The organism is Muricoccus nepalensis (genome assembly GCF_006438825.1).
GTDB lineage: Bacteria > Pseudomonadota > Alphaproteobacteria > Acetobacterales > Acetobacteraceae > Roseomonas > Roseomonas nepalensis.
Genome location: NZ_RCZP01000007.1, coordinates 42,819 through 57,968, shown reverse-complemented (window position 1 = coordinate 57,968; position 15,150 = coordinate 42,819). Strand labels below are relative to the sequence as shown.

At 71.6% G+C, this 15,150-nt stretch carries 11 protein-coding genes; all 11 read left to right on the top strand.

From position 1 onward, the window contains the following. Positions 1–2 precede the first annotated feature (2 nt). The 11 genes from EAH89_RS09800 (at position 3) to EAH89_RS09750 (ending at position 15,140) form a co-directional block, all read left to right on the top strand. The gene (locus EAH89_RS09800; protein ID WP_140882635.1) at positions 3–989 is read left to right on the top strand and encodes a Bug family tripartite tricarboxylate transporter substrate binding protein; all 987 of its coding nucleotides are present in this window, start codon (positions 3–5) and stop codon (positions 987–989) included. 91 nt (positions 990–1,080) lie between these two features. Next, positions 1,081–1,857 (top strand): HpcH/HpaI aldolase family protein, encoded by a 777-nt coding sequence (locus EAH89_RS09795; protein ID WP_206667492.1) that lies wholly within the window; start codon positions 1,081–1,083, stop codon positions 1,855–1,857. 108 nt (positions 1,858–1,965) lie between these two features. After that, on the top strand, positions 1,966–2,163 hold the full coding sequence (locus tag EAH89_RS09790) for a hypothetical protein (protein WP_140882634.1): 198 nt from the start codon (positions 1,966–1,968) through the stop codon (positions 2,161–2,163). 94 nt (positions 2,164–2,257) lie between these two features. Continuing rightward, positions 2,258–3,274 (top strand): NAD(P)H-binding protein, encoded by a 1,017-nt coding sequence (locus EAH89_RS09785; protein WP_241666936.1) that lies wholly within the window; start codon positions 2,258–2,260, stop codon positions 3,272–3,274. A 97-nt stretch (positions 3,275–3,371) separates the two neighbouring features. Further along, on the top strand, positions 3,372–4,643 hold the full coding sequence (locus tag EAH89_RS09780; protein ID WP_161993530.1) for a serine hydrolase domain-containing protein: 1,272 nt from the start codon (positions 3,372–3,374) through the stop codon (positions 4,641–4,643). A gap of 579 nt (positions 4,644–5,222) precedes the next feature. Next, positions 5,223–5,489, top strand: a complete 267-nt coding sequence (locus EAH89_RS09775) for a hypothetical protein (protein ID WP_140882631.1) — start codon at positions 5,223–5,225, stop codon at positions 5,487–5,489. Positions 5,490–5,569: 80 nt separating this feature from the next. After that, positions 5,570–6,610: a GAF domain-containing protein gene (locus EAH89_RS09770; protein WP_140882630.1), complete on the top strand. Its 1,041-nt coding sequence runs from the start codon at positions 5,570–5,572 to the stop codon at positions 6,608–6,610. Between the two features lie 3 nt (positions 6,611–6,613). Further along, on the top strand, positions 6,614–7,723 hold the full coding sequence (locus EAH89_RS09765) for a hypothetical protein (protein ID WP_140882629.1): 1,110 nt from the start codon (positions 6,614–6,616) through the stop codon (positions 7,721–7,723). Continuing rightward, positions 7,720–9,252, top strand: coding sequence for a GT4 family glycosyltransferase PelF (gene pelF / locus EAH89_RS09760; RefSeq protein WP_140882628.1), 1,533 nt, complete (start codon positions 7,720–7,722; stop codon positions 9,250–9,252). The genes EAH89_RS09765 and pelF overlap by 4 nt, the downstream gene beginning before the upstream one ends. Beyond that, complete coding sequence (gene pelG / locus EAH89_RS09755; protein ID WP_140882627.1) at positions 9,252–10,631, top strand: exopolysaccharide Pel transporter PelG; 1,380 nt, start codon at positions 9,252–9,254, stop codon at positions 10,629–10,631. The genes pelF and pelG overlap by 1 nt, the downstream gene beginning before the upstream one ends. A 495-nt stretch (positions 10,632–11,126) precedes the next feature. Next, complete coding sequence (locus tag EAH89_RS09750) at positions 11,127–15,140, top strand: Ig-like domain-containing protein (RefSeq protein WP_140882626.1); 4,014 nt, start codon at positions 11,127–11,129, stop codon at positions 15,138–15,140. The last annotated feature ends 10 nt before the right edge of the window (positions 15,141–15,150 follow it).

Genomic DNA, 15,150 nt, shown 5'->3' with positions numbered 1-15,150 from the left:
GGATGCTCAGGCGCCGCGTCTGCGGGGCGGGGCTCGCCCTGCCCGCCCTTCTCGGCAGCGGCCGCGCGCGGGCCCAGGACCTGCCGGCGGGCTGGCCGGGCCGGCCGATCCGGCTGATCGTGCCCTACGCGGCCGGCGGCGGCACGGACGTGCTCGCCCGCGCGGTGGCCGACAAGGCGGGGCAGCGGCTGGGCACCACCATCGTGGTGGACAATCGCCCCGGTGGCGCCGGCAACCTGGCGACGCAGCTCGCCGCCGAGGCCGCGCCGGACGGCACCACGCTGCTCGTCGGCAACATCGGCCCGATCGCGGTGAACCCGAGCCTCTTCCGCAACCTCCGCCCCGACCCCGCGGAGGCGCTGGCGGCCGTGACGCTGCTGGCGGCGGCCCCGCTGCTGATCCTGGTGAACCCCCGCCTTCCCGTCGCGACCCTCGGCGAGCTGCTCGCCCTGGCACGGCGGCAGCCGGGCGCGCTGAACTATGGCTCTGCCGGGAACGGCTCGGCGAACCATCTCGCGGGCGCCTACTTCGCGCTGAAGGCGGGCATCGACATCCAGCACGTTCCCTACCGCGGGGCCGGGCCGGCGCTGAACGACCTCGTCTCGGGCACGCTCCAGATGATGCCGGCGACGCTGCCCTCCTCGATCGGTCTGGTGCGGGACGGGCTGGCGCGGGCGCTCGCCGTCACCGCCGCCGCCCGCGTCCCCCTCCTGCCGGAGGTCCCGACCGTGGCCGAGGCGGGCGTGCCCGGCTACGAGATGAGCGCCTGGTACGGGATCATGGCGCCCGCCGGCACGCCACGCCCGGTGCTGGAGCGCCTGCAGGGCGAGATCGCCGCCGCGATCCGCACGCCGGAGGTGAGCGAGCGCATCCGCTCGGAGGGCGCCGAGCCCTCGGGCAACACGCCCGACGCCTTCCGCGACTTCGCCGCGGCCGAGCGGCGGAAATGGGCGGAGGTCGTCCGCGACGCGCGGATCACCGTCGACTGACGGGAAGGCGCCGCCCGCCGTCCGGGGCTTGCCGGGGCGCCGTCCCCGTGGCCTGGATGGCGCGCTGTCCAAGCCACGGGGAGAGGATCCGGTGACCGACATCTTCCGCCGGCGCCTGGAGGCCGGCGAGCGGCTTCTCGGCCTGGCCGCCTGCGTCCTCCGCACGCCGGAGATCGTGCTCGTGGCCCGGAGCGCCGGCTTCGACTGGCTGCTCATCGACCTCGAGCACTCGCCCATCACGATCGGGGAGGCCGGCAACCTCGCCGTCGCCGCCCGGACCGCCGGCTTCCCGGCCCTGGTCCGCGTGGGCGGCCCCCACCACCCCGACCTCGCCCGCGCGCTCGACGTCGGGGCGGAGGGCGTCGTGGTGTCGCATGTCGACACGCCGGAGGAAGCGGCGCGCGTCGTCGCCCTCTGCCGCTTCGCCCCGGCCGGCCGCCGCTCCCTGCCCGCGCCGCTGCCGCAGTTCGGCTACCGCATGCCCCCGGCGCCGCGCTTCATGGCGGAGGCGGAGGCCGCCACGGTCATCGTGCCGATGATCGAGAGCCGCGCGGCGCTCGGCGCGGTGGAGGCTATCGCCGCCACCCCCGGGCTGGACGCGTTGATGGTCGGCGCGAACGACCTGGCCGCGGAGCTCGGCCTTCCCGGGCAGCTCGACCATCCCGAGGTGGCGCGGGCCTTCGTCCGGGTGGCCGCGGCGGCGCGGGAGAACGGTTTGCGCTTCGCCGTGATCGGCGTGCCCGAGGCGCTGCTCGGGCCGCTCGGCTTCGACCTCGGGGCGGGGCTCGTCGTCGCGGCCAACGACATCAACCTGCTGGTCGACGGCGCCGCCGCCCTTGCCGCGCGGCTGAAGGATCGCCCGACCTGAGCGTTGCGCGGCCCGGCGGAGGTATCGTGCCGGCCACAGGCTGGGGCTTTGCTTCACCGCGCGCCGAAACCTCTGACGAACGCGTGATCGAGATGATAACAAAAACGTGTGCCAGCCGATCCCCTCCAGCCCGACCCAACCTCGACTGTCCCGCCGCGGCAGGGCGGCGCCGGCGCGGGCCTCGCGGCCGCCGTTGATCCGGCGGAGACGATGGCGCTTCTCCACCGGCTGAGCCCGGCGGCGCCGGGCCTCAACACGGTCCGGCGGCTGGTGCTCGCCCATCGGACGGTGATGCGGCGGGCCTGATCCGGCGCGGCCGCGGCGGAGGGCGGGCGCCGCGCCGGCGTTGCGGCGGAGGGGATTTCCGGCGCCAATGGCGGGGGTCTTCCAGGGACAACCGGTGACGGCAACGCAGCTTCCCGCCGGCGAGCGGCCCTCCTCCCCTCCCCTCCGCGTCTGCCTTCTCGGCGCCACGGGCACCATCGGCACGGCCACGCGGCGCGCGCTGCGCCGCCGCGGGCACGAGGTGGTCTGCTTCGTGCGCCCCCGGCCGGGCGACGCGCCGCCGCGGGACTGGCGGGCCGAGGACGCCGTCTTCCGCGCGGTCCGCCTGGGCAGCCCGGACTCCATCGCCCGGGACGGGTTCCGGGGCGAGCGCTTCGACGCGGTGGTGTCCTGCCTGGCCTCGCGCACCGGGGCGCCGCGCGACGCCTGGGCGGTGGACCACCGGATGCACGCGGATGCCCTCGCCGCCGCGCAGGGGGTCGGCGTCGGGCGCTTCGTGCTTCTCTCGGCGCTCTGCGTGCAGAAGCCGCTCCTCGCCTTCCAGCACGCGAAGCTCGCCTTCGAGGCGGAGCTGGCGGGATCGGGAATGCCCTACTCGATCATCCGGCCGACGGCCTTCTTCAAGTCGCTGTCCGGCCAGGTGGAGCGGGTGCGGCGCGGGAAGCCCTTCCTCGTCTTCGGCGACGGCGAGCGGACCGCCTGCAAGCCGATCAGCGACGGCGACCTCGCCCGCTACATCGTCGAGTGCCTGGAGAGCGATGATTGCCGCAACCGCGTGCTGCCGATCGGCGGCCCGGGGGAGGCGATCACGCCGCGGCAACAGGGCGAGACCCTCTTCGCGCTGCTCGGCCGCGCGCCGCGCTTCCGCCGCGTGCCGGTGGCCCTCCTCGACGGCATCATCGGCGGGCTGGACCTCGCCGCGCGCGTCGCGCCCTCCCTCGCGGCCAAGGCGGAGCTGGCGCGGATCGGGCGCTACTACGCCACGGAGTCGATGCTGGTGCTCGACCCCGCCACCGGGCGCTACGACGCCGCGGCCACCCCCTCGACCGGCACGGAGACGCTGACGGAGTTCTACCGGACGCTGGTCGCCGGCGCCGCGGCGCCCGACCGCGGGGACCACGCGGTGTTCTGAGGGCGCCGCGCCGCGTCGGCGACGACGCTTGACCCCCGGGACACGCCGCGCCCGAATGAGCCCACCGGGAGAGCAACCCGGAGGGGAGAACCAGGAAATGATCTCACGTCGGCTTCTGCTGGCCCTGCTGGGCGCGGGTGCCCTGACCACGGGGGCCCTGGCGCGCACGCCGGAAGCGCGCTCCGGGAAGCTCGACGAGGCCGTGCGCGGGCTCGTGGAGGGGCGCAGCACGCCGGGCATCGCGGTGCTGATCCTGCAGGAGGGCCGCCCGGTCTACAGCCGCATCGCCGGCCTGCGCGAGGCGGGCGGCACCGCCCCGATCGGCGAGAACGACCTCTTCCGCTTCGCCTCCATGACCAAGGCCGCCACCTCGGTGGCCGCGATGATCCTGGTGGAGGAAGGGCGCCTCGGGCTCGACGAGCCGGTCAGCCGCTATCTCCCGGCCTTCGCGAGCCTCCGCGTCCGCGGCCTCGACGGGGGCGAGGCGCCGGCCGAGCGCCCGCCGACGATCCGCGAGCTGATGACCCACACGGCCGGCTTCTCCTACAACTTCATCAACCGCCCGCGCGTCGTCGACGCCTACCACGAGGCGCGGGTCACCGACGGGCTGGATCAGCCGGACGTCACGACCGCCGAGGCGATGCGGCGGCTCGCCTCGGCGCCGCTCGGCTACCAGCCGGGCACGAGCTGGGAATACTCCCTCGCCACCGACGTGCTGGGCGCGGTGATCGAGGGGGTGACCGGCGGCTCGCTCGGCGCCTTCGTCACGGAGCGCATCGCGAAGCCCCTGCGGCTCGAGAGCTGGACCTTCAACGCGCCGGAGGCGACGCGGTCGCGCTTCGTGCCCGTCACGCGCCCCGCGCAGCCGACGGGCACGCTGGGCACGGGCTACGTGGCGGTGATCGCGACCGAGGGCGTGCCCTACCCGGCGACCCGCGGCACCGCGACGCTGGACCCGAACCGCGCCTTCTCGCCCGTCGCCTACCACTCGGGTGGCGCGGGGATGAGCGGGACGCTCGGCGACTACGCCCGCTTCGCGCAGATGCTGCTCAACGAGGGCGAGCTGGAGGGCGCCCGCGTGCTGCGCGCGGAGACCGTCCGGCAGATGACGGCGAACGCCACGGGCAGCCTGCCCACCCTTCGCGGGCCCGGCTGGGGCTTCAGCCTGGGGTTTGGCGTGGTGACCGACCCGGCGGCCGCCAAGACCGGCCTTCCCGCCGGCAGCTATGGCTGGGGCGGCATCTACGGCACCCAGTTCTGGATCGACCCGACCAACCGCGTCGTCGGGGTGGTGATGACCCAGACGGCCGTCATCGGCTCGGGCCCGGTCGCGAACGCCGTGCGCGAGGCGTTCTACGCGCCCGACTGAACCGGCGCGACGCTGTCGGCGACCCGAAGGGTTCGCCCCGCCGGACGGGTCTCCCCGTCCGGCAGCGTCACGGGCGTGGCCGCGCGCTGGCGGCGCTTGCCCTCGCGGGGAGCGGGTACAACCGGTTTGTTCCACTCGCCCTCCGCCGCCTGGCTTGGGCGGCCGTTGACGGTCACCATGCCGTTCCGGGCGTGCCCGCGCCGGTAGCAGCGGGCCGGTAGAGAAGACCATCGGGCGAGGACAAAGCTTCGAAAGCGAAGCTCCATCCGGCAAGACACACGCCCGATGCGAGGCCAACGGAGTTTTGCGCATCTCAAGGCTGCATGCCGTGAGGATAATACACAGCAACGAATGAAACCTAACTCAACTCAACTCAGGGTTATGCGTATTTTGGAATGCTTCATTTTTCAACATAACCCATGTTATTTATGGCTCTTGAGATAGATGCGCAGAGTGAGGCATAGACCAGCAGCAAATTCGATCGCAATTGTTACTTTTTCGGCCATCCCAGGCTTATCTAACCCTAATAGCATTTGCGTATCCGTTAATATATCGTATTCATAACAATAGAGGCAAGTGATGGACCATCCGCGGGAGAAATCGGTTTTCAAGACGCTGGATGACATTGCGGCGGCGCTGAACCCCGCCGCGCTGAACACCGAGGCACAGACCCTTTCGGCGGTCCCAACGGCGGAATGGGTCAGCCCGCGGCGCGAGTGGAACGGGGCCCGCCCGGCGAACGAGGATTCCTGGGCCAGCCAGGTCGCGCGGTACCTGCAGCAGCGCTCCCCGGCCGGAGCCTTCGCGTCCGGTCCCCTCCCGCGGGCGGCCGGCCGTGGCGAATAGCCTCCCGGCCCCGGCCCGCGCCGTCCCCTTCGTCGCGGCGGGCGGCCGCCCGCCCCGCGCGCGGGCTTCGTCCTGACCGCATGCCGCGCCGTTCGGCACGCCTGGGCGAGCGGGCACCGCGCCGGATCCTCGGCATCCGCGTCACCGCCATCCTGGAAACGCTCGCCTTCCTGGGCGGCGCGCTGATCCTTGCCGCGCTGCTTCCGGCCGAGGACCGCTTCCTCGGCATCAAGCCCCACCCCTTCTGGATCATCGTGCTGCTGGTGGCGACGCAGTACGGCACCGGCGCCGCGCTCTTCGCCGCGGCCGCCGCGACGGCCGCGCTCCTCGTCGGCAACATGCCGGAGCAGGAGCTCAACGAGGACCTCTACGCCTGGCTCCTGCGCGTGACGATGCTGCCGATCCAGTGGCTCGTGGTCGGGCTCGTGCTCGGGCAGGTGCGGGACAGCCACCGCCTCGAGCGGGACGGGCTGCGGGAGGAGCTCTCCACGGCCCGCGAGCAGGCCCAGGCCATCACGAAGGCCTATGAGCGGCTCCTCCGCATCAAGGACGACCTGGAGGTGCGGGTCGCGGGCCAGCTCGACACGCTGCGCTCCACCTACGACGCCTTCCGCAGCATCGACGGGAAGCACACCGCCGACATCCTCGTCGGCGTGGCGACCCTCGTCCGCGCGGTGATCCGGCCGGACCAGTTCTCGCTCTTCTCGGTCAACGGCACCGGGCTCGAGGTCGTGGCCACCGAGGGCTGGACCGTCGAGGAGGGGCGCGCCACGCGCTTCGACCCCTCCTCGCCGCTGTTCGAGAGCGTGGTCGTGCGCCGCGAGATCCTGTGCCTCGCCAACCCCGACCACGAGGCGCTCCTCGGCGGCGAGGGCGTGCTGGCGGGCCCGATCGTGAGCCAGGACGAGGGCGCGGTGGTCGGCATGCTCAAGATCGAGGGCATCGCCTTCACCGAGCTGCATCCCTCCGCCATCGGCAACTTCCGCGTGGTGTGCGACCGGATCGGGGTGGCGCTCGATCACGCGCGCCGGCTCGAGCGCCTGCGAGTCCCGCCGTCGGAGCCCCGGCCGGCCGACGCCCCCGTCGCGCTCCAGCGCGAGTCCGTGGCCGAGATGGGCTGAGTCGTGCGCACCGGGCCCCCTTCCACCGCGGCGCCGCACCGGGACGCACCGGGGCCCGCCTGGGTCCGGGTGGCCACGGCCGGCGCGGCCCTGGCCACCGTCGGGGCGGAGGCATGGCTCGCTGTCGCGTCCCTCCGGGGATCGGAGCCGCTCGGCACGCTGCTGCTCGTCCATCTCGCCGTCTCGGCCGCGCTCACGGCCGTCGCCGCCCTGCTCTACCGCTTCGGCGGTCGGAGCCCCTGCTTCCTCCTGCTGGTGGTCGCAACGGCCGGCCTGGGGCCCCTGGGCGCCCTCGGCTCGGTCGCCGCCGCCGTGCTCCGCCGGGCCTTCTCCCGCCGGGCCACCCCCTTCGCGGCCTGGCACGCCGCCCTGTTTCCCACACCCGAGGCCTCGCCGGTCCAGGCGCTCTACGAGCGGCTCGTGCTGCGCGGCGCCGGGCCGGCCGAGCGCAGCACGGTCGCGCCCTTCCAGGAGGTGCTGGCGCTCGGCACGGTCGCCCAGAAGCACCGGGTGGTCACCATGATCTCCGACCACTTCCGCCTTCCCTTCGTCCCCTCCCTCCAGAGCGCCCTGAACAACCCTGAGCCGGCGATCCGGGTGCAGGCGGCCACCGCCTCCGCGCGGATCGAGGGCGGGTTCCTCAAGCGCAGCATGGCGCTGCAGGAGCGCATCGCCGCCGCGCCCGGCGACCCGGGGATTCTGCTGGCGCTGGCGCGGCACCACGACGACTACGCGGGCACCGGCCTTCTCGACCCCACGCGGGAGCGGGGCGAGATGCGGCGGGCGCTGGAGCTCTACGAGCGCGTCGGGCGGCTCGGGCCGGTCGACCGGGAGGTGTCGGAGGCGACCGGGCGCCTCCTGCTCCGGCTCGGCGAGCCCGCGCGCGCCCTGCCCTATCTCGAGGAGGGCGCCGGCGGGCCGGACGCGCCTCCCTCCGCCCTCGCGCTCCACCTCGAATGCCTCTACCGCCTGGGCCGGCTGTCCGCCCTCCGCGCCCTCGCCCGGCGGCACCGGGAGCGCGTCGCCGATCCCGCGACCCCGGCGGAGCTGCGCCGCTTCCTCACCCTCTGGGCCGGGGACGAGGCCCTGGCGCCGGCGGGAGGCCCGGCATGAGGCGCCCTCCCCGGCCCGGCGGCGAGGGCGCCCTGCCCGATGTCTGCCTGATCCTCGAGGGGGCCTACCCTTACATCGCCGGCGGCGTCTCCACCTGGATGCACGACCTCATCCGGTCCCAGCCCGACCTGCGCTTCCACCTCGTGGTGCTGACCGCGGACGGCTCCCCGAAGGAGCTCCGCTTCGTCCTGCCCGACAACGTGGTGGGGCTGACCGAGATCGCCCTGCAGACCACGGAGCGCCGGCTGGCCGGCGGGCGCGCCGTCGCGCGGATGGTCGCCGCCCTCGAGGGCCCCCTCACCCGGCTCCTGTCGCGCGGGAACCTGGAGGATTTCAGCGGCGTCATGGCCGCGCTCCGCCGCTATCCCCGGGCGGCGAACCGGGCCGCCCTGATGAACTCCGAGGCGGTCTTCGAGATGCTCCGCCGGATGTACGGGACCTCCGTGCCCACGAGTTCCTTCCTGAACTACTTCTGGAGCTGGCGCTCGCTCGCCGGCGGCCTCTTCTCGGTGCTGCTGGCCGACATGCCGCGGGCCCGGGCCTACCACGCCATCTCCACCGGCTACGCCGGGCTGTTCCTCGCCCGCGCGGTCCTGGAGACCGGCCGGCCCGGGCTGCTGACGGAGCACGGCATCTACACGAACGAGCGCCGGGTGGAGATCGCGATGGCCGACTGGCTGACCGACCAGCTCCCCGCCTCGCTCGACCTCGAGGCGCGCCGGCGCGACCTGCGGGACATGTGGATCGACGCCTTCATCGGCTACTCCCGCGCCTGCTATCAGGCCTGCTCCCGGATCACGACGCTCTACACGGGCAACCAGGTCCTCCAGCGGCGGGACGGCGCGCCGCCGGACCGGCTCGTCGTCATCCCCAACGGCATCGACTACGACAGCCTCTCGAAGGTCGCGCGCGATCCCTCCCCGCGCCCGCCGACGGTCGCGCTGATCGGGCGGGCCGTGCCCATCAAGGACGTGAAGACCTACATCCGGGCCGTCGCCATCCTGCGCGACCGCGTCCCCGGGGTTCAGGCCCTGCTGCTCGGCCCCACCGACGAGGACCCCGCCTATTTCGAGGAATGCGAGGAGATGGTCCTCCACCTCGGCCTGCAGGGCAGCTTCCGCTTCGCCGGCCGGGTCAAGCTGCACGACTACCTCGGCAAGGTGGACGTCATCGTCCTGACCAGCATCAGCGAGGCCCAGCCCCTGGTGCTGCTCGAGGCGGGGGCGGCGGGGGTGCCCAGCGTCGCCACCGACGTCGGCTCCTGCCGCGAGATCATCGAGGGGCGCGCCGACGAGGAGCCGCCGCTGGGTCCGGGCGGCATCGTCATCCCGCTCGCCGACCCCGCCGCGACCGCGGAGGCCCTGGCCGAGCTCCTCCTCGACCCCGCCCGGCGGGAGCGCTGCGGCGAGGCGATCCGGCGCCGGACGGAGCGGTACTACAACAAGAAGGTCGTCGACCGGATCTACCGGGACCTCTACGACGCGCATCTCGGCCGGGGCGCGTCCCTCGGCGCGCCGAGGGCCGCCTGATGGCGGGCGTCGGCTTCGTCCTCCGCCGGCTGTCGCGCCAGGATTCGCTCAACAGCGGGCTGCGGGCCTACGGGCACGCCGCCTTCGTGGCCTGCGGGCCCTGGCTCTTCACCATCCTGGCCCTGGCCACCGTCGAGGTCTTCGGCAGCGCCCTCCTGTCGCGGGGGGAGCTGCAGCGCTTCTTCGTGATCGTCATGTACAACTTCGCCTTCTCGCTCGTCGTCGCCGGGCCGCTCGTGCTCGTCGTCACCCGGCGGATCGCGGACCGCATCTACGCGAAGGACGTGTCCGAGATCCCCGGCATGTTCATCGGCTCGCTCGCCCTGCTCTTCGTCCTGCACCTGGCGGCGGGGGTGCCCTTCTACGGCCTGGTCGCCGAACTGGGGGAGGCGGAGCGCCTGCTCGCGCTCCTGGGCTTCCTGACGGTGGGAGGGATCTGGGTCGCCTCCACCTTCATGTCAGCGCTGAAGAGCTTCGGCAGCATCTCCGCGGCCTTCGTGGCGGGCATGGCGACGGCGCTCGCCGCGGCGGCCCTGCTCGCCCCCGACCACGGGGTGGCCGGCATGCTCGCCGGCTTCGACCTCGGCCTCGCGCTGATCTTCTTCGGGCTGGCCGCCCGGATCTTCGCGGAATACCCCGTGCCGGTGGAGCGGCCCTTCTCCTTCCTGTCCGGCTTCCGGCACAACTGGGAGTTTGCCCTGGTCGGGGTGCTCTACAACGCCGGCATCTGGGTGGACAAATGGATCATGTGGCTGTCGCCCGGCCGGCTGGTGATCGCCGGCGCGATGCCGGTCCACCCGGCCTATGACGGGGCGATGTTCCTCTCCTACCTCACGATCATCCCGGCCATGACCATGTTCCTCGTGGCCTTCGAGACCCACTTCTTCGAGCTCTACCTCCGCTTCTACCGGAGCATCGAGCAGCACGCGACGGCGGCGGAGATCCAGCTCAACCACGAGCTGATCCTGCGGGCGCTCGGGCGGGGGCTTCGCAACCTCTTCGTGCTCCAGGCGGTGGTCTGCTACGTGGCCATCCTGGTGGCGCCGGCGCTGATCTCGCGGGTGCAGGGCGGGATCGAGATGGTGCCGATCTTCCGTTTCGGGGCCCTTGGCGCCCTCTTCCACGTCATGCTGCTCTCGACCCTGGTCGTGGTCGCCTATTTCGACCTGCGGCGGGTCCTCCTGGCGGTGACGGCCTTCTTCTTCCTCTCCAACGCGGGCCTGACGCTCGCGGCGCTCTGGCTGGGGTTCGGCTACGACGGCTACGGCTACTTCCTGTCCACCCTGGCCACGCTGATCTTCGCGCTGTCGCTGACCATCCCCCGCGTGCTGCGCCTGCCCTACATGACCTTCATCGCCAACAACCCGGGCCTGCGATGACGGTGCCCGTGCCCAGCCCGGCCGGAACGGCGCGACGGGTCCCGCCGCCTTGCACCCGGCAGGGCGGTTCCCCGCGCGTGGCCACACCCGCCAATCCCGATTATGTTTCCGCCCACAACCGAATTATGGAAACACAACCATCTGGTGCAAACATAATAACATAGGTTGGTTATGCCTGATGCAACAACGGTTTCCAGAAAACCTTATAAAAGTTTAAAACAGCGTTGACTCGTATCGGCCCGGAAAGCATCTTCGTTCTGTTTCGAGGCCTATCCAAACAAGCGTGGAAATGCGGGCCTTGCCAGTTCCGAGCGGCCTGGGCGACCCCTTTCGGGGCTGCTCCGGCTGAGTTTCGCGACGCGCCTCCAGCGTCGCGAAAAGGACGCTGGCGAGCCGATTTCCACAACCGTTCCGCCGGATCGTCCTGACCACCGCGGGGCGCCGCTATCCGCCGCCGAAGTCCGATTGAAGCCTGGTTTCGATGGAGGTTCTTGTATGGCTTACGTGATCGACGGCGTGCTGAACGAGTGGAGCGCGCTCGACCGTCTCGACCGGCCGGGATCGGTGCCGATCGGGTACCAGCTCTTCGGGAGGGTCGACGGCAACAACTTCGTCTTCGCCCTGCAGGCCCCGGTCGCCATCGGCGCCGGCACGACCTTCTGGCTGAACACCGACAGCAACGTGAGCACGGGGTACAAGATCTTCGGCTTCGCCGGCGGCGCGGAGTACAACGTCAACTTCTTCACGGACGGCGCGCCCTACCTCTACACGGGCGCGGCCGGCGAGACCTTCGTCTCCGGCCCGCTGCAGTACGCGCTCTCCCCCGACAAGACCACGGCCGAGTTCGTGGTGCCCTTCGCCTCCATCGGCGAGCTGGACCGCAAGGTGGACGTCCTGGTGGACGTGAACAACACGACCTTCCTGCCCGGCGACTACACCCGTCCCGGCTTCACCGTCTCCGACACGGCGTCGCTGCCCCAGCCCACCGACACGGGGCTCAAGATCGGCATCGTCTATTCCGCGACCACCGCCGCCAAGTTCTTCGACCTGACCGCCTATTCACAGCTCTTCATGTCCGCGCAGAACCAGGCGGCCATGGCCGGGGTGCCCTACGACATCCTGACGGAAGCGGACCTGACCAACCTCTCCAAGCTCATCAACTACGACACGCTGATCTTCCCCTCCTTCCAGAACGTCCGGTCCGCGGACGTCGCCGCGATCCAGTCGACCCTGGACACCGCGGTCTACAAGTACGGGGTGGGCCTCGTCACCGCCGGCAACTTCATGACGAACGACGAGACGGGCGCGTCGCTGCCGGGCAACGCCTATTCCCGCATGGAGACGCTCCTCGGCGTCACGCGGTCGAGCGGCGGCAGCGGCGTCAACGTCGACGTCCGCGCCGCCGACACGAGCCACCCAACGATGGCCGGCTACGCCCCGGGCGAGGAGATCCGCACCTACACGGGCATCGGAACGCAGGTCTTCAGCGACCTCACGGGCAAGGCCAGCGTCCTCGCGACCCAGTCCATCAACGGCGGCGCGGCTCAGAACGCGGTGCTCGCGACCCAGACGGGCGGCCGGAACGTGCACTTCGCGACCGAAGGCATGATGGCCGACAACAACATGCTGGAGGACGCCCTCGGCTGGTCGGCGCGCAACACGCCCGGGCCGAAGATCGAGCTGCACATGAGCCGGCAGTCGGCCATCTTCGCGTCCCGGAACGACCTCGACGAGGCCATGTATCCCGACGAGGTGAAGCCGGACACCGGCCTCGGCATCTACGACAAGCTGCTGTCGGTCCTCGACCGGTGGAAGGTCGACTACAACTTCGTCGGCTCCTACTACATCGACATCGGCAACGGCGCGAACGGCACCGGCACGGACTGGAACGTCTCCCGTCCCTACTACAAGCGGCTGCTCGACGCCGGCAACGAGATCGGCTCGCACTCCATCACCCACCCGGAGAACACGAACCTTCTCACCGCCGCGCAGCTCCAGACCGAGTTCGAGGGCTCGCGCAATACCATCCAGACCCAGCTCCGGCAGATCCCGGGCTACGAGAATTACGTCGTTTCGGGCGCGGCCATCCCGGGCGCGCCCGAGAAGATCGGCGTCTCGCAGGAGGTCCTGAAGTACTACTCCTACCTCTCGGGCGGCAACGCGCAGATCGGCGCGGGATACCCGGGCGCCTTCGGCTACCTGACGCCGAGCGACACCAAGGTCTACATCGCCCCCAACATCTCCTCCGACTTCACCCTCGTCGGCTTCAAGGGGATGACCCCGACCCAGGCGACGGCGGCCTGGCAGGCGGAGTGGCAGGCGATGACCGCCCATGCCGACCTGCCGGTGGTCGTCTTCCCCTGGCACGGCTACGGCATCACCGGCTTCGAGCCCGGCTACACCGTCGATATGTTCGAGAGCCTCATCCGGACCGCCTCCCAGGCCGGGTCGGAGTTCGTGACCCTCGACGACCTGCAGGGCCGCATCTCGTCCTTCGAGAAGTCGAACCTCGAATACTCGATGGTGGACGGCGACACGGTCAGCGTGAAGGTCAACTCCACCGGCAAGCTCGGCACCTTCGCGCTCGACCTGTCGGGCACGGACAGGATCAAGAACGTCGCGGGCTGGTACGCCTACGACGCCAACAGCATCTTCCTCCCGGCCACCGGAGGCACCTTCACCTTCGACCTCGGCAGCACGCCGGACGACGTCACCCACATCACCTCGCTGCCCTCCCGCGCCCAGCTTCTCTCGGCGACGAGCCCTGGAGGGGGCGGCCTCGACTTCTCGATCATCGGCGACGGGAAGGTCGTGATCGACCTCGAGAACCCCGCGGGCCGCTACGTGGTGGTCACGGGGGCCACGGTGCTGAGCCAGGTGGGGGACCAGCTCGAGCTCGGCCTCACGGGGCTCGGGCAGCACGCGGTCTCGGTGCGGCTGTCGACCACGCCGCCTCCCCCGCCCCCGCCGCCGGCGCCCGCCTCCGTCACGAACGTCGTCTCCAACGCCACCACGGCCACGATCAGCGGCATCGCCGCGGCGGCGAGCAAGGTTCAGGTGCTGGACGGCACCACGCTCCTCGGCACCGTGACAGCGGACGGGACCGGCGCCTGGAGCCTGCAGACGACGCCCCTCACGGACATCGTCCACACCCTAACCGCCCGCACCGTGGATGCGTCCGGCAACACCGGCACCGCCTCCAACGTCGGCCTCTTCGGCAGCACCAACGCCGATTCCCTCGTCGGCGGGACGGGGAACGACGCGCTGTTCGGCAACGCGGGGGCCGACACCCTTGACGGCGGCGCCGGCAACGACACGATGAACGGCGGCGGGGGCAACGACCTCTACGTCGTGGACTCGGCCGGGGACGTCATCACCGACTCCGCGGGCACCGACACGGTGCGGTCCTCCATCACCTACACGCTGGCGGCGGCTCTCGAGAACCTCGTCCTCACCGGCACCGCGGCGCTCAACGGGACCGGCAACGCCGCGGCCAACGCGATCACCGGCAACGACGGCGCCAACCTCCTCACCGGCCTCGACGGCAACGACACGCTGACCGGCGGCCTCGGGGCCGACACGCTGGACGGCGGTCTCGGCGACGACCGCTACGTCCTGGATTCCGCGGCCGACGTGATCATCGACGCCGGCGGGATCGACACGGTGGAGGCCGGGTTCACCTACGTCCTCGGCACGGGGATCGAGAACCTCGTGCTCACGGGAACGGCGGCCATCAACGGCACCGGCAACGCGGCCGCCAACGCGATTACCGGCAACTCGGGCGCCAACGCGCTCTTCGGCCTGGCGGGCAACGACACGCTCACGGGCGGGGCCGGGAACGACACGCTCGACGGCGGCACCGGCGACGACAGCATGAACGGCGGCGGAGGCGACGACCGCTACATCGTCGACTCCCTCGGCGACATCATCGTCGACTCCGGCGGGATCGACACGGTCGAGGCCAGCCTTACCTACACGCTGGGCTCGGCGCTGGAGAACCTCGTGCTGACCGGCGCTCTGGCCATCAACGGAACCGGCAACGGCTCGGCCAACACGCTCACCGGCAACGACGCCGCCAACTACCTCTCGGGCCTGGCCGGCGCCGACACCCTTATCGGCGGCGGCGGCAACGACACGCTGCTGGGCGGCGCCGGCGCCGATCGCCTCACCGGCGGCACGGGGGCCGACACCTTCCTCTTCCTGCGCTCCAACGAGGGCACCGACACCATCACGGACTTCGATCCGCTGGCGGACTTCATCACGGTGAGCGCCTCCGGCTTCGGCGGCTTCCTCTCGGCGGGGATGAACGTGGGTGCGAGCGGCCGCTTCACCGCCAACACGAGCGGCCTGTCGAACGCCCTGCCGGGCATCGGGCAGTTCGTCTACGAGACGGACATAGGGCGGCTGTGGTGGGATCCGGACGGGATCGGCCTGCTCGCCCGCGTCTCCATCGCGACGCTGACCGGCAATCCCGCGCTGACCGCCTCGGACATCACCATCATCGCGTGACGAGGAAGGG

Coding starts and splice junctions, on each gene's coding strand:
- EAH89_RS09800 (WP_140882635.1), top strand. CDS start 3: ATGCTCAGGCGCCGCGTCTGCGGGGCGGGGCTCGCCCTGCCCGCCCTT.
- EAH89_RS09780 (WP_161993530.1), top strand. CDS start 3,372: ATGATCTCACGTCGGCTTCTGCTGGCCCTGCTGGGCGCGGGTGCCCTG.
- EAH89_RS09775 (WP_140882631.1), top strand. CDS start 5,223: ATGGACCATCCGCGGGAGAAATCGGTTTTCAAGACGCTGGATGACATT.
- EAH89_RS09770 (WP_140882630.1), top strand. CDS start 5,570: ATGCCGCGCCGTTCGGCACGCCTGGGCGAGCGGGCACCGCGCCGGATC.
- pelF (WP_140882628.1), top strand. CDS start 7,720: ATGAGGCGCCCTCCCCGGCCCGGCGGCGAGGGCGCCCTGCCCGATGTC.
- pelG (WP_140882627.1), top strand. CDS start 9,252: ATGGCGGGCGTCGGCTTCGTCCTCCGCCGGCTGTCGCGCCAGGATTCG.
- EAH89_RS09750 (WP_140882626.1), top strand. CDS start 11,127: ATGGCTTACGTGATCGACGGCGTGCTGAACGAGTGGAGCGCGCTCGAC.